Consider the following 21,955-nt stretch of genomic DNA (forward strand, 5'->3'; position numbering starts at 1 on the left):
TTAAAGTGATAGAAGCAGTTCCGCGCCCCAAAAAAAGATTATTTCTGACCTTAATTTTGCTGAGTTTATTCTTAGCTGCTTTGTCAACTTACGGCCTTTGGATTGTGAGTTCTCCCGGTTTGTCTAACATTAGCGCCTATCTCCCCTTAATTCTCGGTACATTGCTCGCGGTAGCAATTTTAGCTATTGCCAGCGGAGTTGTGGGTATAATATTGGCAATTCTCGGATTTCCCACATTAGGGATCTTCCAGGGTTTGGCCTGGTCGGCCATTAATCTCCTCTTCCCGTTAGCTATCCGTATTGGAAAAGTTTTTGAAGTGGATAAAGAGCGGGTCGAAAGATCATTCATTGAGGTAAGCAATCATCTCGTACTGAAAAAACAGATTAAAGTGACGCCGGACAGACTTTTGCTTCTCACGCCTCATTGTATTCAGCAAGAAACATGCCCCCACAAAATTACTCGTAATGTGGCGAATTGCCATCACTGCGGTCAATGTCAAGTCGGTGACTTATCTGAAATGGCTAAATCATACGGAGTTAACTTAGCAGTCGTAACCGGCGGAACGTTAGCCCGCAAAATCATTAAGTCATTACGCCCCAAGGCTGTGCTGGCCATTGCTTGCGAGCGTGACCTAACCAGCGGCATACAAGACGTTTTTCCGCTACCGGTCATTGGCGTTTTAAACGAGCGTCCTTATGGTCCCTGTTGCAATACGCGGGTGGATTTAAAAAAAGTGGAGAAGGCAATACAGAGTTTTTTGGCAGAAAAACAATAAAAATAATATGGTGATTAGTCATGTCTTGGAAAAATAGTAAAAATGGAAGAAAAGTTGATGCACGGGAAGTAGCTCTCCGGGTTATTAATGCCGTTGATATTGAAGGCGCATATGCTAATATTGCTTTGGCCCAGGAGATTAACCGGCTAACCAAAACCGGCGAGTTGAACAACCAGGATCGTAAGTTTCTCACCGAACTGGTTTACGGCACAATTAAAGCCGGTAATACGCTGGATTGGCTACTGGAGCATTACCTCAGCCGGCCGCTTAATAAAATCACTCCCATAATACGTAACATTTTACGACTCGGGATGTATCAGCTGTTCTTTTTGACCAAGGTACCACCATCTGCCGCCTGTAACCAGTCGGTAGAACTGGCTAAAAAGTACGGTCATGCCGGAACGGTAAAGCTTGTTAACGCAGTTTTAAGAAATGCCGCCCGAAACCCGGAAAAGGCGGTTTATCCCAACAAAGATGAAATGCCGGTAGAATATCTGGCGTTAAAATATTTTCATCCTGATTGGCTAGTAAAAAGATGGCTTGATCGCCTGGGATTTGAAAGTTGTGAAGATCTCTGCAAGACAAATAACTGCAACCCGCCTTTGTCAATTCGCACCAATACAACCAGGATCGGACGCGAAACGCTGTTAGCCCGCTTAGAAAACGAAGGTGTGGTTGCCGAGCCTTCAGCTTGGACGCCGGAAGGAATTGTCTGCCATGAATACCCGGCGCTAATGTCTCTTAGCTCTCTGCAAGCAGGACTATTTCAAGTGCAAGATGAAAGCTCAATGCTGGTGGGACACATTCTCGACCCTAAAGCAGGTGAATTTATTATTGACGCCTGTGGCGCTCCCGGGGGGAAAAGTACTCATATTGCTTCCCTCATGTCCAATCAAGGCCGGGTGCTTTCTACCGATATCTACCCGCATAAGCTTGCGATTACCGAAGAGAACGCTAAGCGGCTCGGTCTGACAATTATCGAAACACAAACACTGGATGCAACTAATTTAGGTACAACATTTCCGGCACAAGCAGACCGCGTCCTTGTCGACGTTCCGTGTTCGGGACTAGGCGTCTTACGGCGCAAACCTGATTCCCGTTGGCGAAAATCGGAAAGTATGCTAAAGGAACTACCCAAATTGCAAACTGCAATATTGAGCAGCTGTGCCCAATGCGTTAAGCCTGGCGGCATATTAGTGTATAGTACTTGTACAACTGAACCGGAAGAAAACTCACAGGTTATTAATTCTTTTTTACATACTCATCCGGAATTTGCACTGGAAAAAACCGGGCGGTATCTTCCCATCCAGAAGCGTTCTGATGACATGGTTCAATTATGGCCGCATATTGATGGTATTGACGGCTTTTTTATCGCGCGCATGACCCGACTTAAGTAAGTAGGACTATTCACTTTAAGCAGGGAACTGCTTAATAAACCGCCATCTGCGTCGTTACTCCTGTGGTCCTCACTCCGACGTACAACCAGTACGCCTCCTTTCCGGTCCTCGTCGTGCCTAGCATCTGACGATTTCTAAACAGTTCGCGGCCTTTGATAGCTGAGCAATATAAAGGGATGGGGGTATGCTATGGTGCCTGATAAATCTGATCTATTCGGCCTGTTTGCCGACGAAATCGCAGCTAAAATAAAGCCTTTGGGGTTAGAAAAATACCGGGGACAGCAAATTGCCGAATGGATGTATTTACGCGGTGTAAATACATTTGCGGATATGACGAATATACCAAAGGCTAAACGATTATTATTAGACAGTAACTTCATTATTGGCAGCGTATCGGTCATAGCCGAACAACACTCGGCCGACGGTCTTACAAGCAAATTCCTGCTGTCATTTGCTGATGATCTGGCTGTTGAAACTGTACTTATGCGGCAACCATATGGGAATAGTGTGTGTGTCTCCTCGCAGGTGGGGTGCGCTATGGGATGTACGTTTTGCGCTTCAACATTGTCAGGAGTAGCCAGAAATTTATCAGGAGGAGAAATACTTTCTCAGGTTTTGTATGTAAACCATTTGCTCGCCCAGCAGCAAGAAAAAGTTGATTCAATAGTGATAATGGGTGCAGGAGAACCTCTGGCCAACTATGACAATGTCCTCCGCTTCATCCGATTATTGCATGAAAAATATTGCTTAAATCTAAGTTACCGTAGTATCACACTATCTACAGCGGGTCTTACTCCGGAAATAGACCGCCTGGGTAATGAAGGTCTGCCAATAACTTTATCAATATCACTGCACGCACCCAATAATAAACTTCGTTCTCAGCTTATGCCAATAAATAACAGATATCCGATTGAATCTTTGCTTGCCGCAGCCGACAGATATGTAAACAGGACTGGAAGACGCATAACATATGAGTACATACTTATTAAAGGTGTAAATGATCGCCCTGGGCACGCCAGAGATTTAGCCCGCATTTTAAAAGGGAAACTAGCCAATGTAAATCTTATACCTGTCAATCCAGTTCCCGAGCGCGGCTTACTCCGTCCCTATGCAAGTGAAATAACGTGTTTCGAGCAAATACTGCAAGAGAAATATATTAACGTTTCAATTCGAAAAGAAATGGGAAAAGAGATTGACGCGGCTTGCGGACAACTTAGACGCAAAGTACTAGGGGATTAAACGAAAAGCAGTTCGTAGCAGTTGATAAACTGAGCCGATACAAAAATCTTTCAGGGACATATTTCTAAAAAATATACTGTTTTTTGACTATAAGAAAAAGATAACGTATAATTAATTTTAGGCATTCCGGGCAAATCCCAATATTTATTTTACCATTTATTATTTTATTATTTTTTGGAGTGTTAACATTGAAATTTGTCCGTAATCTGGAAAATTTTTTTGAAAAATACATAGAAGGATTTTTTAATAAGTATATGTCAAGCGGTTTACAACCGGTTGAAATTGCCAGAGAACTCATACGCCGTATGGAAGATGACCGGATGGTAGGGGTGTCCCACATCTTTGTTCCAAATTACTATGCTGTTTACGTAAGTGCTGAAGAATACAAGCGCATTGAATCTTACCTCCAAACAGTTTGCCAGGAACTAACTGAGTATTTATATGCGGAAGCCGGATCAAAAGGCTATACATTTGTTGGTAATCCCCAAGTTGAGATACTTGTGGAAGAGCTTTTGGAAAAGCATTCGTTTTCAGTTGTCACCAAATTTACCGAGGCTTTGCCAATCGATAACGAAAGCTGTAGCTGTAAGGTAAAAAAAAGTGAAGGCAAAGAAGATACGCGCATATTTAATAAATTCGACCTGCCACTTGCTGATTTTACCAAAAAAACTTTATTACATGGAGTGCTTACGGTATCCGAAGGCCTCGATACCGGCCTTTCAGTAGACATAACTGCTGGCCGGGTGAATATTGGCCGCCGTGAATCAAACGAATTGCCTTTAAGTGATATGAATACATCTCGTTTACATGCTTACGTCATATATGAAGACAACCATCATATCATACTTGATGCTAAAAGTCTTAACGGTACTTATGTTAATAACCATCGTGTCTACCGCAAAACTTTAAAAGATGGCGATAGAATCAAAGTAGGCAATACCGTCATTGTTTATGGGGTGAAGTGAGTTGCCTAACAGGATACAATTTTTATCAATCGTCGGTATTATGATGCAGTACGGTTTAGTGATGTTGCTTTATTACTTCCTTTACCGGGTACTAAAGGTTGTCTCACTAGATATCTTAAAAGGTTATAATAATTATAATCAATCAACTACAGAAAGTAATGCCCAGCCAGCTAAAATTGTTGTGGTAGAAGACGCTCAAAAAAAACTGTCACAACCGGTCTTTGATCTTACAGATAGTATGACGATTGGCCGCGGCGCTTATAATGACATAGTTATTAATGATTCTTTTGTTTCCCATGAACACGCTTGTATTTCCAGATTGAGAGACCAATACTTATTGACTGACTTGAATAGTACAAATGGCACACTGCTTAATGGACGAAAAGTGGAAGAAGATATCGTGCTTTTGAGTGGCGACCAAATTAAAATCGGAGCAGTTATTTTTAAATTCGTGAGGTGATTACGATTGCTGGCATATGCAGGAACAGACATTGGGCTGTTGAGAAAGACCAATGAAGATAGTTATATTTATTCCCCGCCACATTTATTTGTGGTTGCTGACGGTATGGGTGGGCATGTCGCAGGTGAAATCGCCAGCAATTTAGGTGCTAATACGATAAACGAGTATATAAAAAAATGTTCTAACATATCGGAGTGGGAACAGGTACTTCTGTCAGCCATTGCCCATGCCAACATGATGATTTATCAAATGGCACAGTGTAAAATTGAGTGTTCCGGCATGGGAACAACAATCACGTCAATTTATATTGATAATAAGGATGTATATTGGGGCCATGTTGGAGATAGCCGCCTATATTTCATTCGTAATAACCGGCTGCAACAAATTACAACCGACCATTCTCTGGTATGGGAATTAGTACAAAGCGGCAGTATCACAAATGAAGAGGCTCAAGTTCATCCTCACCGTAACATACTCACCCGGGCAGTCGGCACCAGTGAAGAAATCCGTATAGATACGGGTAAGCTGGAGTGGCGGCAAGGCGATAGCTTGCTTCTTTGCACCGACGGACTTACAAACATGGTAAGTGAAAATACGATTCAAGAGACAATAAACATGCATCCGGCGGATGCCGAGGCAGTCGTTAACGCTCTTATCCAACGCGCCAATCTATCAGGCGGCCATGATAATATTACGGTTATTTATATTTATTATGAGAAATAAAAATAGTGATACAATAAAGCAAGAGCGCACTTTGTTGATAATAGCAAGTATAATCCTTTTTTTGGGTTGGCTGGTGATCAGCCTTTCTCAGGGAAAAATCCAGGCACCTGTCACAATTGCTGTTTCGGGATTAATCGTTACTTGGTTTTTAGTTCATTTTATTATCCGGTATCTACTCAAGTTATACGGGGACCCGTTATTATTGCCGCTTGGCATATTTCTTTCTGCTATTGGTTTAACGATGATTTTGCGTCTCAAACCCGATCTATTTATAATGCAAGTCTTGTGGCAAGCAATTGGCTTATTGGGATTTGTTATATTTTCATTTGTTTTCCGGCAAGCCGAACCACTCGCAAAATATAAATACACAAGCGGAATGATTGGCATAGGTCTTCTCTTAGCTACAATATTGTTTGGCACTGATATTGGGGGTAACAAAAACTGGATCATCTTAGGACCCGTCATGTTTCAGCCAGCAGAATTTGCTAAGTTGTTTGTTATTATTTTTTTAGCTGCATATTTGAGCGAGCGCCGTCAATTACTTTCTTACGCAACTAGACACTATGGGCCGTTCATCCTGCCACACCCCCGCTTTATTGCTCCTTTAATCGCTCTTTGGGGGTTAGCAATGCTGATGTTGGTAACCCAAAGAGATCTTGGGTCCGCACTATTGTTTTTTGGAACAACAATTATCATGACTTATATTGCCAGCGGCCGGCTTTTATACATAGTTCTGGCAGCAATTTTATTTATCATAGGTTCATTTGCTTGTTATAAGTTATACCCCCACGTGCAGGTTCGTATAGATATATGGCTTAACCCTTGGGTTGACCCTACCGGGAGAGCTTATCAGATTGTCCAATCTTTATTTGCTCTTGGGTCAGGAAATGTTTTAGGAAGTGGGTTAACCTACGGCTTCCCGCAGTTCATACCGGCAGTTCATACCGACTTTATTTTCGCAGCAATTGCTGAAGAATTGGGTTTTGCCGGAAGTTCAGCAGTAATACTAGCATACATCTTTATGGTCTACCGCGGGTTCAAAATTGCCTCCCTGGCCCGAACGCCGTATACTATTATTCTCGCCAGCGGGCTTTCGGTCCTGCTTGCAATGCAAGTATTTATTATTATAGCCGGCGTAACTAAGTTCCTGCCGCTCACAGGCATAACCCTGCCGTTAATAAGTTATGGCGGCAGTTCGACAGTATCGAGTTTCATTTTATTAGGCATGCTGTTTGCCTTGTCAGAAGTGAGGCCAGACTATGCTCAGTAACCATTCGCCGGATAGTCACGACAATATTTATGACAATATTCGCCGCAACGTTCGTTTTACAGGCTTATGTTTAATTGTGCTGTTGACTTTGCTATTTATCTACGTTTCATATCTGCAGGTCGTACAAAGCGAATATCTAGCCTTTCATCCTTTAAATCGCCGTTTCGCTGAAGCATCCCGTAAAATTGAAAGAGGAAAAATTTTGGATGCTAAACATAATGTGTTGGCATATAGTAAAATTATCAACAATAATAATGATAATAATGAATACGGACGCCAATATCCTTATGGCGCTATGTATGCTCCCGTTATTGGCTATGATAGTATAAAATATGGTAAAAGCGGCATTGAAAGCGCTGGAGATATTTACCTATCCGGACGAAATACCCCTGAATATCGGCTTGGTCCAATAAACCGTCTGTTTGGCAGCAAACCTGGAAATACCGTACTGTTAACGGTTGATTCCAACTTGCAGGAAACTGCTTACCGCGCCTTAGGAAGTTCACAGGGAGCAGTCGTTGTGCTGGAGCCACACACAGGCGCGATCTTAGCATTAGTGAGTAAGCCAAGCTTTGACCCGGATTCTATTGACAGCAACTGGGCAAATATATCGCAAGCACAGAACAGTCCATTGCTCAATAGAGCTACTCAAGGGCTATATCCTCCCGGTTCTATTATCAAAGTACTGATTGCGGAATTGGCATTAAGTGCGAACATAGCTGACAAGGATACCCGTTTCAACTGTTCCGGCTCGCTAAAAATAGGCCCGGACTATGTTCTGAATGAAACAAATTCTCAGGCTCACGGAAGAGTTTCTCTGGAACAGGCCTTGGCTGTTTCGTGTAATGTTACCTTTGGAAGTTTAGCACTGGAATTGGGAAGAAATAAAATAGCACAGGGATTCGAGAGCTTTGGATTCAGTCGACTATTGGACGGAGAATTTATAGAATCTCCCGTTCATTTGCCTGAATTTGATCGGTTAAGCGATGGTGATTTGGCGCAAATAGGTATTGGTCAAGGCAGCTTGCTTGTAACACCGCTCAGAATGGCGATGCTAGCGGCGACAATAGCCAATAACGGCACAACTATGAAACCTTTTCTGATTCAGAAAGTTATAACCCTTGACGGAACAGTGATCAAAGGACACGTTCCGGAAAAATGGCTGTCGCCTGTGAGTCCTAAATTGTCCGACTCCTTGTCTAAAATGATGGTCAAGGTCGTCCAAGAGGGAACGGGAACTTCTGCTAATATATCCGGCATTACAATAGCCGGAAAAACGGGTACGGCGGAAAATCCCCATGGCGCAGCCCATGCATGGTTTATCGGTTTTGCGCCGGCTGACAATCCTAGGGTTGCTATGGCAGTAATCGTTGAAAATGGTGGTTCCGGCGGCAGCGTTGCTGCGCCAATTGCCCGCCAAATCTTTGAACAAGCATTACGTTAAGGGGGTGAATACTTTGCTTAATCGTACACTGGATAATCGCTATACAATTATAGAACGAATCGGCGGCGGGGGAATGGCTGACGTTTACCGGGCGCACGACAAATTGCTTGACCGGTCGGTTGCGGTAAAAGTTCTGCGCGCGCAGTTCACCGATGATGATGAATTCGTAAGCCGGTTTCGCAGAGAAGCCCAGGCCGCAGCCAAACTTTCCCACCCAAATATTGTAAATATCTATGACGTTGGTTACGAAGAAAACACCTACTATATCGTCATGGAATACATTTCAGGTGAAACTCTGAAAGACAAGATTGAGCGGGAAGCGCCTCTTCCGGTGGAAACGGCAGTCCGTATTGCTATAGAAATAGCGGAAGCGCTTGAACATGCCCATCAAAACAACCTGGTGCATTGTGATATAAAACCGCATAATATCTTAATGACTCGTGCAGGAAGAATAAAAGTTACCGATTTTGGAATTGCCAGGGCCGTGACGTCGGCCACAATGACCCAATCGGGTACAATAATCGGCTCTGTACACTACTTTTCACCCGAACAGGCCAAAGGCTCGGCAGTTGGCGCCAAATCCGATATTTACTCACTGGGAGTCGTTTTATACGAGATGCTGACAGGCACTGTGCCTTTCTCCGGCGAAACGCCAATTAGCATTGCTCTTAAACACCTCCAGGAAGAACCACGTCCTATCCGGGAATTCAACCCCGATATACCACCTTTAATTGAGGCTACCGTAGTTAAATCCATGTCTAAGGATCCAATTAACCGGTTTACCGACATCAGTGAGATGATCACCGACCTTAAAATGTCCCAAAACTATTTGCAGGATGATCGTACCAGAAGACTCTCCCGAACGGATTTTCCCACTCAGGTTTTGCCGCAGATCCCGCCAACAGCCGCTGACGCTGATATTCCCGCAGGAAAAAGGCAGAATGACGTTCTGGCTGAAACTTCACCTAAAAATAAAAAAGTAAAACCCTGGCTGTTAGGTCTTGCTCTGTTGCTGCTGGTATCCGCCGTGGCAGCTTATCTGGGTTTTGGCAAGTTCTGGAGCCTTAATGAAGTGGTTGTACCGGATGTAGTCGGCAAACAAGTAGATACAGCCCGCAATATTTTATTGAGTCAAAACTTAAGAGTAGTAGTTTCGGATTCTTTTAGCGATAAAGTCCCGGCCGGGTACGTGATTTCTCAACAACCGGAAGCCGGCACAACTGTAAAAGAACAACGCGCCGTTACGCTCATTATAAGCAAAGGCGGCGAAACTACCGTTGTTCCTGATCTGAGAGGAATAAACCGCCGGGACGCCGAACTGCAACTACAAAACGCCGGGTTAAAACTGGGAAGAGTAGATGAGCAGTTTAGTTCCGATGTTGCCCAGGATACAGTAATAAGTCAAAATCCCAGGCCGCCGGCGCAAGTATCCAAAGGTACTGCAATTGACATAGTCATCAGTAAGGGAGCCGGTCCTCGGAAAATCGTGCTGCCGGATTTCCAAGGCTCCTCTCTTAATACCGTTACTACCCAGTTAGACAGCCTGAAATTAAAACTGGGAAAAGTAACTGAAACTCCTAACGATAAGTATCCACCCGGTACTATCATCGGGCAAAATCCACTCCCGGCATCGGAGGTAACAGAAGGTTCTGCCATTGATTTTTCAGTTGCGAAAGGAATATCTGGCGCCGTCAGGCGGGCGTCCGTTCAAGTCACCATTCCGAATGGATCGCCGAAACAGTCGCTTCAAATCGTAGTTACTGATTCCAACGGCCGCCGAATTGTATATGAAGGCGCGCATAAACCTGGCGAAAAAGTGGAAAAAACCGTTGAAGGTGTTGGCCAAGTTCGGGTTCAAGTCTACATTAACGATAAACTGTTGCAAGAACAAACAATTTAGCAGGAGGCGTTCAAGTGCTTAATGGTGTTGTAGTAAAAGCTTATAATAGTTATTACTATATACAAACAGGCGATAAACTCATTTCCTGCTCACTTCGCGGCCGCATCAAAAAAGAACGTTTCTCCCTGTTGGTCGGAGACGAAGTAACTTACTCTTTAGTCGGTCCGGAAAAAGGAGTAATTGAAGAAATATTACCCCGGCGCAACATGCTTAAACGGCCAATGCTGGCCAACGTCGACCAGGTAATTCTTACTTTTGCGGCAGTAAATCCCGACATAAATCCTAGTCTTATCGACCGTTTTCTGGTGATTGCCGAACATTCGCAACTGGATATTATTATCTGTATCAACAAATTGGATCTTGCCGATGGGGATACGATTACCGAACTGCTTGATCGTTACCGGAGTATTGGCTATCCAATATTGACCGTATCGGCTAAAACCGGGCAGAATATTAACGCCCTTCGCGCCCTGCTTTTTGACAAAATATCCGTTTTGGCCGGTCCTTCAGGAGCAGGAAAATCAACTATTTTAAATGCGGTGCAGCCCGGTCTGGAACTAGTGACAGGAGAGGTGAGCTCAAAAATTGGCCGCGGCAAGCATACTACCCGCTTTGCGGAATTACTTCCTTTAGCCGGCGGTGGGTTTGTTGTAGACACACCCGGGTTCAGTTATACTGAATTTCAAGAGCTGCCGTCGCCGGAACTGGCATTTTGTTTCCCTGAAATTGTTCAATATGCTTCCGGGTGCAAGTTTACTACCTGTTTGCATTTTAAAGAACCCCAATGCGCAGTTAAACAAGCTGTGGACGATGGCAAAATTCATACCGACCGTTACCAATCCTATATAGAAATTTTAACTGAAATTAACGAGAATAAGAAGGGATTTTAAATCATGAATCAGCCCGTTAAAATTGCGCCGTCACTCTTATCTGCTGATTTTTCATGCTTGGCAGACGAAATTGGTAAAGTTGAAAAAGCCGGGGCCGACATGCTACACCTTGATATCATGGATGGTCACTTCGTACCTAATCTTACTTTTGGTCCACCTGTTATCTCAGCTATCCGAAAAGTAACCAAGCTACCGTTTGATGTGCATCTTATGATTACCAATCCGGAAGATTTAATTGATCCTTTTATTAAAGCCGGCGCTGATCTGATAACTGTGCATGTAGAAACTGCGCCCCACCTAAACCGCCTCGTTCAAAATATAAAAGAATACGGTATTCGCGCCGGGGTGTCGCTCAACCCGTCTACGCCCCTTGTCATGATTGAGGAATTATTGGCTGACGTCGATATGATCCTCCTTATGAGCGTAAATCCAGGATTTGGGGGACAACAGTTCATTCCGGGAGTAATTGACAAGATTGCCCGCCTAAAAAAGATGATTAGTAAGCTAAACGTTGATGTAGATATTGAAGTAGACGGTGGCATTAATCCGAATACAGCGAGACAAGCAATAGCCGCAGGCGCAAATATACTGGTTGCCGGATCGGCAGTTTACGGCTCGCCCGACGCGAAAGAGGCGATTCGCTTGCTCAGAGGGACTTGATTTTCAAAGACGATAATGGTAACATATATTATATACACAGATTTATTTTATCAAATGAAAATTTTATACGAGCCTTTGGGGCAAGGTGAAAAAGAGTAATCTTTTATATACTCAGATCATGGATTGTCTCGAACTGCTCAAAAATTGTCAGATGCTAGGCGCGACGAGTACTGGAATGCAAGCGTACTGGACGTACGCTGGAATGAAGCACGCAGGAGCAACGACGCAGATGACGGTTTTTCAGCAGTTCCAATCTTTAAGCTGAGTAGTTACATCTTTTGATTCCTGACCGGCGGTATAGCCCGCGAGCCGTTATGGCTGATCCGGTTGAATTCCGGAGCCGACAGTATAGTCTGGATGGAAAAAGGCTAGTATTGAGAGCCATAGCGGCTTCAATACTTTTATTGCCTAAAATCCAGCTGCTGACAGCCCTAAAAGCGTCAGCAGTTTTTTATTTCCGTTTAACTATAGGCTTAAAGTAGGGAACTGCTTATAAACCGCCATCTGCGTTGTTGCTCCTGCGTGCTTCATTCCAGCGTACGTCCAGTACGCTTACATTCCAGTACTCGTCGCGCCTAGCATCTGACGATTTCTAAGCAGTTCGTGGCAATGCAGGTACATTTCTTCAAACATATTAGGGAGGCTGTTATGGACGAATACTATATGCGGCAGGCCTTGACCATAGCCCAATATGCGCTGGGACGTACCACTCCCAATCCTTTAGTTGGGGCGATCGTCGTAAAAGACGGTAGAATCGTCGGCCAGGGTTGGCACAGAAAAGCAGGGACCGCTCACGCGGAAATTCACGCTTTAAACCATGCCGGCGAGTTGGCGCGTGACGCTACTCTGTATGTAACCCTGGAACCATGTTCACACTGTGGCCTGACGGGTCCTTGCACCGATGCAGTCATTCAGTCCGGCGTAAAAAAAGTTGTTGTGGCCATGGCAGACCCCAATCCTTTGGTTGCGGGTAAAGGAATTGCTCTGCTGCGTAACGCTGGCATCGAGGTAACAGAAGGTGTGTTAGCGCAGGATGCCGCCAAGCTAAATGAAGTGTTCATCAAATGGATCTCCTGCGGCCTGCCTTTTGGCGTTCTAAAAACTGCAATGTCCCTTGATGGAAAAATTGCTTGCCACACTGGCTGTTCCAAATGGATAACGGGTACAGAGGCAAGATCCTATGTCCACAGGTTAAGAGACCGTTATGACGGTATTATGGTGGGGATTGGCACCATTCTTGCCGATGATCCTGAACTTACAGTCAGATTGCCGGCGGGAGGGCGAAACCCGGTCCGCATTATTGTCGACAGCTATGCTCGCACCCCGCTTACGGCCAAAGTGGTAACTGATCGGAAGGCGCCCACCATTATTGCCGTTACTCCCGGGGCGCCAGCGTCGCAAGTCGCATCACTGCAGGACGCCGGCGTGGAAGTATTGACAATAGAGCCCGGGCCAAACGGAGTGAACTTGCATGCCTTATTCCAATCACTGGGTTGTCGTAAAATAACCAGTGTATTGGTAGAGGGCGGCGCCCAAATTAATGCTTCGGCCTTAGCCGCAAACATTGTGGACAAACTATATTGTTTTATTGCCCCGAAACTTATCGGCGGAGTTAATGCTCCCGGCCCGATAGGCGGCTGTGGAGCCGCAATAATGGATCATGCCATCTCTCTTGAAGACATTGAATATGAGCACATCGGCGAAGACATACTGGTTATTGCCAATATTTTTAAGCGGGAGGGAAGAAATGTTTACCGGACTTGTGGAAGAATTGGGTAAAGTCAAGAATATTAGCAGCGGGGCTAAATCAGCTCGCCTTACGGTCAATGCCCATAAAGTGTTGCTCGATATCAAACTAGGAGATAGCATAGCTGTAAACGGTACCTGTCTCACAGTAGTTGCCATCGGTGATTCCTGGTTTACAGCCGACGTCATGCCGGAAACCGTTGAGCGAACCGCGCTGTCAGGACTGAAAGCGGGAGATACGGTTAATCTTGAACGGACTCTCAGAGTTGGCGACCGTCTTGGCGGTCATATTGTAAGCGGCCATATTGACGGCGTTGGCAAAATTGTGAGCAAAGAACAAGATGATAATGCGTTTGTCATACGCATTCAGGCAGGACTGGAAGTGATGAAATATATCATTCGCAAAGGCTCAATCGCCATTGACGGAATTAGTTTAACGGTTGTAGAGTATGGCAGGGACTGGTTTACCGTGTCCTTAATACCCCATACCGCCGCTCTGACAACACTGGGAATAAAAAAGACCGGTGATCCGGTTAATTTAGAAGCCGATGTAATCGGCAAGTATGTGGAGAAACTGCTGGACAACGCAAGCGAGAATCAGGTGAAGCAGGGATTTACCGCAGATTTTTTGGCAGAACATGGCTTTACTTTATAATATCAGGTGACTTATATAGACAGGAGGGTCCAAAATGAAATTTAATACCATTGAGGAAGCTGTTGAAGACATTAAAAATGGTAAAATAATTGTGGTTGTTGACGACGAGGACCGGGAAAACGAAGGAGACCTCTTAATGGCTGCAGAAAAAGTAACTCCTGAAGCCATAAACTTTATGGCGACTTATGGTCGTGGTCTAATCTGTATGCCCGTTATCGGCGCCAGACTCGACCAGTTGGAAGTTGGGGCAATGGTTACAGATAATACCGATGCACTCTGTACGGCTTTTACCGTATCAATTGATGCCAAAAATGTGACCACCGGTATTTCCGCCCATGAACGGGCTGCTACTATCAAAGCCGTTTTAGATCCTGATACCAAATCTGAAGATCTGCGCCGCCCCGGACATGTTTTTCCGCTTCGTTCCAGCGAAGGCGGCGTATTACGCCGGGCCGGGCACACAGAAGCTGCTGTTGATTTAACTAAATTAGCAGGCTTATATCCCGCGGGCGTCATTTGTGAAATTATGAATGAAGACGGTACAATGGCCCGTGTTCCGCAGCTTTTGGAATTTGTCCACAAACATAATCTTAAGATTATTACAATCGCCGAGCTTATTAACTATCGCAAAAAGCATGAGAAATTCGTCACCCGGGCAGCCGAAGCCAAGATGCCTACAAAATACGGAACGTTTAAAATAATTGCTTATGAAAATTCACTGGACAATCAATGCCATATAGCTCTTGTCAAAGGCAATATCGAAGGTAAACAAGACGTCCTGGTGCGGGTGCATTCCGAATGCTTAACCGGGGACGCACTAGGTTCGCTGCGCTGTGACTGCGGCGAGCAGTTGGGCAATGCTTTAAAACGTATCGAAAAAGAAGGTACAGGAGTTCTGTTATACATGCGCCAGGAAGGCCGGGGAATAGGCCTTGCCAACAAGATTAAAGCCTACGCCTTGCAGGATAAGGGTAAAGACACTGTTGAAGCTAATGAAATTTTAGGCTTTCCTGCCGATATAAGGGATTACGGCATTGGCGCACAAATACTGGTTGATTTAGGTTTGACAAGCATCCGGCTGCTTACGAATAATCCACGCAAATTAGCTGGATTGGACGGATACGGTTTGAAAATTAAAGAGCGAGTTCCCTTGGAAATAATAGCTAATCAATATAACCGCCGTTATTTATCGGTGAAAAAAGTAAAACTAGGCCATTTACTTAAACAATATGAGGAGGCAAAGTAGCATGGATGTAAAAGTGCATGAAGGAAAACTGGTAGCTGAAGGGCTAAAGTTTGGTATTGTAGCAGCAAGGTTCAACGAATTTATTACGAGTAAATTGGTAGGAGGAGCCCTCGATGCCTTAAGTCGTCATGGTGCTGACCCGGCGAACATCGAAATAGCCTGGGTGCCTGGAGCTTTTGAAATTCCAATGGTTGCTAAAAAAATGGCCTTCAGTAAAAAATATGACGCTGTAATCTGTCTGGGTACTGTCATCAGAGGAAGCACTTCCCATTATGATTATGTATGTGCCGAAGTATCCAAAGGTATTGCTCATGTAGGTTTGGATAGCGGTATACCAACCATATTCGGGGTATTAACTACTGATACGATTGAACAAGCTGTTGAACGCGCCGGCACCAAGGCAGGCAACAAGGGTTTTGATGCTGCCGTGTCAGCAATTGAAATGGCAAATCTGCTGAAAACGATCTGAATCGCAATACAATTATTTCCAGGAAATAATTGGGAGGTGACTTAATAATGAAGGTAGGTATCATCAGTGATACACACGGATGTTGTGAAACTTGGCAGAAAGTTTTTAGCAAGTATTTTCATGATGTCGATCTGATTATTCATGCAGGCGATGTATTGTATCATGGACCACGCAATACTATCCCCCCAGAGTATGATCCTAAGCAATTAGCCGAGATCATCAACAACTGTCCGGTACCTATCGTGACAGCGTGCGGCAACTGCGATGCGGCAGTTGATCAAATGGTGCTTAAAATACCTATTCAATCACCCTATGCGTATATTGTACTTAATAATATCCGAATCGTTGTTACCCACGGCCATGAGCTTACGGACACTGCAAAATCAGAACTGGCAAAACAATTTAAAGCAGATTTATTCATCACTGGCCATAGCCATCTCCCGGCTCTCACCAAAGCCGATGATATTGTATATCTGAATCCAGGTTCGCCTGGGATGTCTAAACGCAGTGACGGACATGGTACAATCGCTCTGCTAACGAAAAATATTGTACAAGTATTGGATATTACTAATGAGAAAGTATTATTCTCAGAAATCATCGATTAATTGATTAATTATGGAGGGAACTTATGGCTGATCATCTCATGCGGGCAACTGTTCCCGGCGCCCGTGGTTTTGCCGCAGTAACGACCACCCTTGTGGAAGAAGCCCGCAAAAGGCATAATTGCTCACCGGTAGCAGCCGCCGCTCTTGGCCGAACCTTGACTGGCGCAATACTTCTGGCAGCAAACCTTAAAACAGCGGAAGCATTGACAATCCGTATTGCAGGAAGCGGACCACTGGGTGAAATTGTTGCTGACGCTTACTCGAATGGCAGTGCCCGCGGTTATGTACGTAATCCATATGTTGATCTGCCGTTAAAAAATGGAAAATTAGATGTGGGAGGAGCAGTCGGGGCCGGCTTCATCCATATCACCCGGTTTACCCAGTTAAAGCATCCGTTTACCGGAAGCTCTGAGCTAGTTTCCGGTGAGATTGCCGAAGACATTACTCATTACCTTACTGTTTCAGAACAGACGCCTTCAAGCGTTGCTCTGGGAGTTCTTATTGCACCTGACACAACCGTAGCGGCTGCAGGAGGTTTTTTTATCCAGGCCCTGCCCGGGATAACAGATGACATTCTTACATTGCTGGAAAACAATATATCTCAAATCCCACCGGTCTCCCAACTTGTAAGTGAAGGCTATAATGCCAAATCTATCTTAGAAACAGTGTTTAAAGGCATACCTATTACTCTTTATGAGGAAACTCCGGTAGTATTTGACTGCCAATGCGACAGAGAGCGAGTAAGCAATATGCTGCAAAACCTTGGTCAAAAAGAATTGGAAGCTATGATAGAAGAAGAGGGACAGGCTGAAGTTACCTGTCATTTCTGTAACGAAAAATACCATTTTGACAAAGCAGAATTAGCGGCACTGTACGCAAAAGCAAAGTAGAATCCAGACAAACAGGGGAGCAATAGGCTGTTGCTATTGCTCCCCTGTATTTTTAAGCTTATATAATTATTTTAAAATAACAAAAAGGACTGGGTAATTTACCAGCCTTTTTACCAATCATACCGCCCGTTGAACTTTACCGGAACGTAAACACCGGGTACAAACATTCATTGTTTTGGTTTCACCCTCAACTACCGCTTTGACTTTCTGTATGTTAGGTTTCCAGGTACGCTTGGTTTTCAGATGTGAGTGGCTGACATTAAAACCGCTGCGCTCACCTTTACCGCAAACTTGACAAACATTTGCCATCTGTTCCACCTCCTCATGCAGGACAACTATTTAATTAAGTACTTAACATGCATATTTTATCAAATTCACTTATAGGATGCAAGGCCTAAATGAATCTTATTATTTATTCACTATATATTCACTATACTGTAAGTAAAATTGAAGTCACCCACGTATAAATTAGCTAAATAGTCACACAAATAGAGGAATTTCCGCATATAATATTGAAGTGATGCTTTAAATCAACAAACGAGGGGGGACGTATTATGATCACCAAGAACACTCCTATTATAGAGGTATTACGTTCACATCCCCAAGCCCGAGAAATTTTTGCAAAACATGGTATGAGATGCATCAGATGCATGGGATCGTCAACTGAAACGATAGAAACCAGTGCCAGGATGCATGATATTGACATTGAATCGTTGCTAGACGAGTTAAATTATCTATTGCAGCCTATATAGGAAAAGTATACTCCGCTTTGCTTGTTTAGAGTGGGGTTGGCGATAAACAGAAGGTGGTTTAACTGAAAAATTTATTGTCTACTAACATAAAATTTCTCAAAGGTGTAGGTCCCGCCAACGCCGTACGATTATCGAAACTTAATATCTTTACTGTCGGTGATCTGCTTACCCACTTTCCCCGCCGCTATGAAGACAGAAGCCAAATCAAACTGGTTGGCAAGCTTACCGATGGAGAATATGCAACAATCCACACTATAGTTATAAACGTTCGCGAATTGAAACCTAATCGCAGGTTAACCATCATCAAACTATCCGTAAGAGATGAATCCGGTATGGCGTTTGTCACATGGTTTAACCAATCTTATATGAAAAACAAATTTAAACCGGGAATGGAGCTGATTATCTCCGGCAAAGTTCAAAAAAAACAGTTTGGCGTGGAATTTAATAAGCCGGAAGTAGAATTAGCTGCAGATTTTTTTCAACAGCCAGGGCACATTATCCCGGTATATCCTGCAACGGAAAATATCTCACAATGGCAGCTGCGTTCCCTCATCCGTCAAACGCTGAATCTGCTGACAAGTTTATCTGAATCAAGCCAGGATTCCCTGCCACGAGAGATAACGGCTCAATTTAATATTATCGATCCTATTTCCGCCCTCAACAATATTCACTTTCCTGCAGATCACAATGCACTGGCTCAAGCCAGACGTCGCATCGTTTTTGAAGAGCTTTATCTGCTGCAATGCGGGCTATCTTATTTAAAATATAGAAATAAACATGAATCCATTGGTATTAAGCACGCCCCGGATGGCGATTTGACAGCTGCAATCGAAAAAAATTTGCCCTTTGAACTAACTAAGGACCAACTTATAGCAGTACAAGAGATTAAGTCCGATATGGAGGAAGCCGTCCCCATGCAACGCCTGGTGCAGGGAGATGTGGGCTCCGGAAAAACGGTCGTTGCTGCAATCGCCTTAACCAAAACTGTGGAAAACGGGTTCCAAGGAGCAATGATGGCTCCGACAGAAATACTGGCAGAACAACATTATCATAGTCTCGCCCGCCTATTGGCGCCTCACGGGGTCCGGTTGTCCTTGCTAACCGGGAGCTTGACCGGCCGCACCCGGGAAAAAATATTGTTCCATATCCGCGAAGGCCTCATAGACATAGTCGTCGGCACTCATGCTTTAATCCAGGATGATGTTGTGTTTAAGCATTTAGGTTTAGTCGTCACAGATGAACAACATCGTTTTGGCGTTCGTCAGCGAGCCTGCCTGCAAGCCAAAGGTTCGAAGCCCGATGTGCTTGTAATGACGGCAACACCCATACCACGTACAATGGCATTGACTGTGTACGGTGATCTGGATGTCTCAATAATCCGGCAAATGCCCCCGGGACGGAAGCCGGTTGCCACCTATGTACGATCATCTGATCGCCGGGAAAAGGTATACCGATTTGCAACAGATCAAATTAAAGCAGGCCGGCAAGTATACGTTGTTTGTCCTTTAGTGGAGGAATCGGAAAAGCTGGAAGGCAAATCGGCCGTCACGCTGTATGAGGAGTTGTCTAATTCCTTTTTTCGCGGTATCCCTTGCGGCTTAGTGCACGGCAAAATGAAATCCGCTGACAAAGAAAAGGTAATGACAGACTTTTACCACGGTAACCTTAAAGCTTTGATTTCCACTACAGTAATCGAGGTAGGGGTTAATGTACCAAATGCCACCGTTATGATTATTGAAAATGCAGACCGGTTTGGCTTAGCACAGCTGCACCAATTGCGCGGACGCGTAGGCAGAGGAGAAGATCAGTCTTACTGTATATTATTGTCGGACGGCAGAAGTGCCGAAACTCGTGAACGCCTGAATCTCATGGTTCAAGTTGCCGATGGCTTTAAACTGGCGGAACAGGATCTGATAATACGGGGTCCAGGTCAGTTTTTCGGGACAAACCAGCACGGTTTGCCTGACTTGAAAGCCGCGAATATTGTTAAAGATGTAGATATATTGCTTGAGGCCCGACGGGCAGCAGAATTAACTATCAAAAAACCGGAACTGTTCATGCAGCTGAAAGAACCGTTATCTCAATTGTACAAAAATAATTTTGATTTATATATGTCGCATTAAAGATAAGTTAAGCTGCAAATAAGCAAAAAAAGGGGCGGCTACTGCCGCCAATTATGGGAGAGGAGAAAATTTACATTACTAATATGTTCAAATCTTGAAAGGTTTATACTCTAATTTCCCAATTTTTTTTAAATTTATTTAATTTTTTTATTAATTTTTTTACTCCGCGCGCACACTATATATGTCACATTAAAGAATTGACGAATTGACATCCGGGTATTAGGATAAGCTGAGGTTAAGCGCTAGCGTCGAAGCGTTCTTTAATTCATTCCATATAGTAAAAAGTACTAGGAAAGTGAGGGCAGCATGTCAAAATATACTGAAAAGCAATTGGAAAGCATTGCAGCCGAATGCCAGGAATTCGAACATATCATTAACGCCATGGGATATGGGTATTCTTTGCTCAACGTTTCACCGGACAAGTATATACGGCGATGCACGGACTGCGTACATTGGTTTGACGGATCTTGTGGTATATTTCAGAAAGAAATTGCTCTTACAAACTCTTAAAAAATAGATTGGATTAACGACCATTAAAATACGCTATAGTGATTATAACGTATGATTTATTTTTTTGAACATATATTCACGGCAGGGATTATAACTTTTGATAGCGAAGGAAGATAAAGGTAATAGAAGGTAAAGGTAATAGTAAGTAAAAATATAACAAAATAATGGAGGGAAGCAAGAAATGCCAATCGTTCAGATTGATATGTTGGAAGGACGTACTGTTGAACAAAAACGAGAAATGGTAAAAAGGATTACAGCCGCTATATGTGAAACAACTTCATGTCCGGCCGAAGCTGTAACGGTTATTGTCCGGGAAGCATCCAAACAGCATATTGCCAAAGCCGGCGTTCTGATGGGCGATAAATAAGCAAACCATTTCGCTACCCGCAATGGTCTCATTTTTATAAATTTGTATAAAAATGAAAGGAGAAACTCTATGCTGCCAATGAAATTCGCAGTTCTTTTAGAAAAAAGCATTAACAAAAACTTGGAAAAAGTGCGACTAGATGTCAGTGCTGAACTTCAGCCAATCGTAACCCTAATCCAGCAAACCCAGTCTCTAATATTTGACTTATTGCAGGAAACATCTGATGTTAATATAGATTATGCCAAGCTGCCGGAAGTCAACCTCACCGTTTTGATAGCAGCGGATGATCTATGGCAGAAGGCCGTTAGCAGTTATACAGACGCTCCCCCTATAAATACTGATGATTTAATCCAAATGTGGACTATTTATGCATCAATCGAAAAATCCGCGCAATACTATCAACAAGCGTCACTTAACAGCCCGCATCCGGCCACCAGATTATTCCTAAGCTCACTGAGTGAAATCAAAAATATACTTAGGAGACGTGTATCCGGCGTGCTACGAATGATTTACAACGATGTATGGTCAGAAGTGGGCTTTGCTCCTTTTGTACTAGGAAAAGAATAATTTTAACCATGCATATAATTGACGCCGTGCCCACCGTTCGGGTAGGAAAATCCAATATTATTCCCAGGACATATTAAACGACAGGCCCCACACTCCACACATTGTTTATATAGAACCATTATTTCAGTTCCTATCTCATAGTTCCACTGAAAAACGCGGGTTGGGCAAACCGTAAGACAGGGCCTAGTACGACACTGATTACAGGCTCCCTGGTCAACAATTGCAACATGTTGGTGATTATGATCGGGCCTAATACTTATCAGCGAAATTTTATCAGTCAATTCATCCTTCATCTATATCA

At 43.9% G+C, this 21,955-nt stretch carries 24 protein-coding genes and 1 riboswitch; of the genes, 22 read left to right on the forward strand and 2 right to left on the reverse strand.

The features are described from left to right. Positions 1-5 precede the first annotated feature (5 nt). The 17 genes from MAMMFC1_RS18430 to hslO all read left to right on the forward strand — a co-directional run bounded on the left by MAMMFC1_RS18430 (position 6) and on the right by hslO (position 17,335). Positions 6-776, forward strand: coding sequence for a DUF116 domain-containing protein (locus tag MAMMFC1_RS18430; RefSeq protein WP_126309911.1), 771 nt, complete (start codon positions 6-8; stop codon positions 774-776). Positions 777-796: 20 nt separating this feature from the next. Next, positions 797-2,173 (forward strand): 16S rRNA (cytosine(967)-C(5))-methyltransferase RsmB, encoded by a 1,377-nt coding sequence (gene rsmB, locus MAMMFC1_RS18435; RefSeq protein WP_126309912.1) that lies wholly within the window; start codon positions 797-799, stop codon positions 2,171-2,173. Positions 2,174-2,362: 189 nt separating this feature from the next. Beyond that, positions 2,363-3,412 carry a 23S rRNA (adenine(2503)-C(2))-methyltransferase RlmN gene (gene rlmN / locus MAMMFC1_RS18440; protein WP_126309913.1) on the forward strand — a complete coding sequence of 350 codons (1,050 nt, stop codon included), beginning with the start codon at positions 2,363-2,365 and terminating at the stop codon, positions 3,410-3,412. A 188-nt stretch (positions 3,413-3,600) separates the two neighbouring features. Beyond that, entirely contained in the window at positions 3,601-4,377 is a 777-nt protein-coding gene (locus MAMMFC1_RS18445; protein WP_126309914.1) for an FhaA domain-containing protein, read from the forward strand. Positions 4,378-4,417: 40 nt separating this feature from the next. After that, positions 4,418-4,837 (forward strand): FHA domain-containing protein, encoded by a 420-nt coding sequence (locus MAMMFC1_RS18450; protein ID WP_145987655.1) that lies wholly within the window; start codon positions 4,418-4,420, stop codon positions 4,835-4,837. Positions 4,838-4,843: 6 nt separating this feature from the next. Then, a complete protein-coding gene (locus MAMMFC1_RS18455; RefSeq protein ID WP_126309916.1) occupies positions 4,844-5,560 on the forward strand; it encodes a Stp1/IreP family PP2C-type Ser/Thr phosphatase in 717 nt (238 codons plus the stop codon). Beyond that, positions 5,550-6,830: an FtsW/RodA/SpoVE family cell cycle protein gene (locus MAMMFC1_RS18460; RefSeq protein WP_126309917.1), complete on the forward strand. Its 1,281-nt coding sequence runs from the start codon at positions 5,550-5,552 to the stop codon at positions 6,828-6,830. The genes MAMMFC1_RS18455 and MAMMFC1_RS18460 overlap by 11 nt, the downstream gene beginning before the upstream one ends. After that, positions 6,820-8,274: a peptidoglycan D,D-transpeptidase FtsI family protein gene (locus tag MAMMFC1_RS18465; protein WP_126309918.1), complete on the forward strand. Its 1,455-nt coding sequence runs from the start codon at positions 6,820-6,822 to the stop codon at positions 8,272-8,274. Before MAMMFC1_RS18460 ends, MAMMFC1_RS18465 begins: the two co-directional genes overlap by 11 nt. Positions 8,275-8,287: 13 nt before the next feature. Further along, positions 8,288-10,174 carry a Stk1 family PASTA domain-containing Ser/Thr kinase gene (gene pknB / locus MAMMFC1_RS18470; protein ID WP_126309919.1) on the forward strand — a complete coding sequence of 629 codons (1,887 nt, stop codon included), beginning with the start codon at positions 8,288-8,290 and terminating at the stop codon, positions 10,172-10,174. A 14-nt stretch (positions 10,175-10,188) separates the two neighbouring features. Beyond that, positions 10,189-11,064, forward strand: coding sequence for a ribosome small subunit-dependent GTPase A (gene rsgA, locus MAMMFC1_RS18475; RefSeq protein WP_126309920.1), 876 nt, complete (start codon positions 10,189-10,191; stop codon positions 11,062-11,064). Positions 11,065-11,067: 3 nt separating this feature from the next. Next, entirely contained in the window at positions 11,068-11,724 is a 657-nt protein-coding gene (rpe, locus tag MAMMFC1_RS18480; RefSeq protein WP_126309921.1) for a ribulose-phosphate 3-epimerase, read from the forward strand. A 248-nt stretch (positions 11,725-11,972) separates the two neighbouring features. Continuing rightward, a riboswitch (FMN riboswitch) is annotated at positions 11,973-12,097 on the forward strand. Between the two features lie 275 nt (positions 12,098-12,372). Beyond that, positions 12,373-13,503 carry a bifunctional diaminohydroxyphosphoribosylaminopyrimidine deaminase/5-amino-6-(5-phosphoribosylamino)uracil reductase RibD gene (gene ribD / locus MAMMFC1_RS18485; RefSeq protein ID WP_126309922.1) on the forward strand — a complete coding sequence of 377 codons (1,131 nt, stop codon included), beginning with the start codon at positions 12,373-12,375 and terminating at the stop codon, positions 13,501-13,503. Further along, on the forward strand, positions 13,472-14,125 hold the full coding sequence (locus MAMMFC1_RS18490) for a riboflavin synthase (protein WP_126309923.1): 654 nt from the start codon (positions 13,472-13,474) through the stop codon (positions 14,123-14,125). Before ribD ends, MAMMFC1_RS18490 begins: the two co-directional genes overlap by 32 nt. Before the next feature lie 34 nt (positions 14,126-14,159). Next, on the forward strand, positions 14,160-15,371 hold the full coding sequence (locus MAMMFC1_RS18495) for a bifunctional 3,4-dihydroxy-2-butanone-4-phosphate synthase/GTP cyclohydrolase II (protein ID WP_126309924.1): 1,212 nt from the start codon (positions 14,160-14,162) through the stop codon (positions 15,369-15,371). A gap of 1 nt (position 15,372) precedes the next feature. After that, positions 15,373-15,840 carry a 6,7-dimethyl-8-ribityllumazine synthase gene (gene ribH / locus MAMMFC1_RS18500; protein ID WP_126309925.1) on the forward strand — a complete coding sequence of 156 codons (468 nt, stop codon included), beginning with the start codon at positions 15,373-15,375 and terminating at the stop codon, positions 15,838-15,840. A 47-nt stretch (positions 15,841-15,887) separates the two neighbouring features. Then, positions 15,888-16,445, forward strand: coding sequence for a phosphodiesterase (gene yfcE / locus MAMMFC1_RS18505; protein ID WP_126309926.1), 558 nt, complete (start codon positions 15,888-15,890; stop codon positions 16,443-16,445). 23 nt (positions 16,446-16,468) lie between these two features. Further along, complete coding sequence (hslO, locus tag MAMMFC1_RS18510) at positions 16,469-17,335, forward strand: Hsp33 family molecular chaperone HslO (protein WP_126309927.1); 867 nt, start codon at positions 16,469-16,471, stop codon at positions 17,333-17,335. A gap of 117 nt (positions 17,336-17,452) precedes the next feature. Here the strand turns inward: hslO and rpmB are convergent, their stop codons facing one another. Continuing rightward, positions 17,453-17,644 carry a 50S ribosomal protein L28 gene (gene rpmB / locus MAMMFC1_RS18515; RefSeq protein WP_126309928.1) on the reverse strand — a complete coding sequence of 64 codons (192 nt, stop codon included), beginning with the start codon at positions 17,642-17,644 and terminating at the stop codon, positions 17,453-17,455. A 245-nt stretch (positions 17,645-17,889) separates the two neighbouring features. Between rpmB and MAMMFC1_RS18520 the strand changes: the two genes are divergently transcribed. The 5 genes from MAMMFC1_RS18520 (at position 17,890) to MAMMFC1_RS18540 (ending at position 21,654) form a co-directional block, all read left to right on the forward strand. Then, positions 17,890-18,087 carry a DUF1858 domain-containing protein gene (locus tag MAMMFC1_RS18520; RefSeq protein WP_126309929.1) on the forward strand — a complete coding sequence of 66 codons (198 nt, stop codon included), beginning with the start codon at positions 17,890-17,892 and terminating at the stop codon, positions 18,085-18,087. Positions 18,088-18,149: 62 nt separating this feature from the next. Beyond that, positions 18,150-20,210: an ATP-dependent DNA helicase RecG gene (gene recG / locus MAMMFC1_RS18525; protein WP_126309930.1), complete on the forward strand. Its 2,061-nt coding sequence runs from the start codon at positions 18,150-18,152 to the stop codon at positions 20,208-20,210. A 306-nt stretch (positions 20,211-20,516) separates the two neighbouring features. Then, positions 20,517-20,720 carry a hypothetical protein gene (locus MAMMFC1_RS18530; protein ID WP_126309931.1) on the forward strand — a complete coding sequence of 68 codons (204 nt, stop codon included), beginning with the start codon at positions 20,517-20,519 and terminating at the stop codon, positions 20,718-20,720. A 181-nt stretch (positions 20,721-20,901) separates the two neighbouring features. Beyond that, positions 20,902-21,087 carry a 2-hydroxymuconate tautomerase gene (locus MAMMFC1_RS18535; RefSeq protein ID WP_126309932.1) on the forward strand — a complete coding sequence of 62 codons (186 nt, stop codon included), beginning with the start codon at positions 20,902-20,904 and terminating at the stop codon, positions 21,085-21,087. 69 nt (positions 21,088-21,156) lie between these two features. Then, positions 21,157-21,654: a hypothetical protein gene (locus tag MAMMFC1_RS18540; RefSeq protein WP_126309933.1), complete on the forward strand. Its 498-nt coding sequence runs from the start codon at positions 21,157-21,159 to the stop codon at positions 21,652-21,654. 2 nt (positions 21,655-21,656) lie between these two features. Here MAMMFC1_RS18540 and MAMMFC1_RS22985 read toward each other — a convergent pair whose 3' ends face one another. Beyond that, on the reverse strand, positions 21,657-21,947 hold the full coding sequence (locus MAMMFC1_RS22985; RefSeq protein WP_126309934.1) for a ferredoxin family protein: 291 nt from the start codon (positions 21,945-21,947) through the stop codon (positions 21,657-21,659). Between the last annotated feature and the right edge of the window lie 8 nt (positions 21,948-21,955).

Origin of the sequence: Methylomusa anaerophila, assembly GCF_003966895.1 — a bacterium.
GTDB lineage: Bacteria > Bacillota > Negativicutes > Sporomusales > Sporomusaceae > Methylomusa > Methylomusa anaerophila.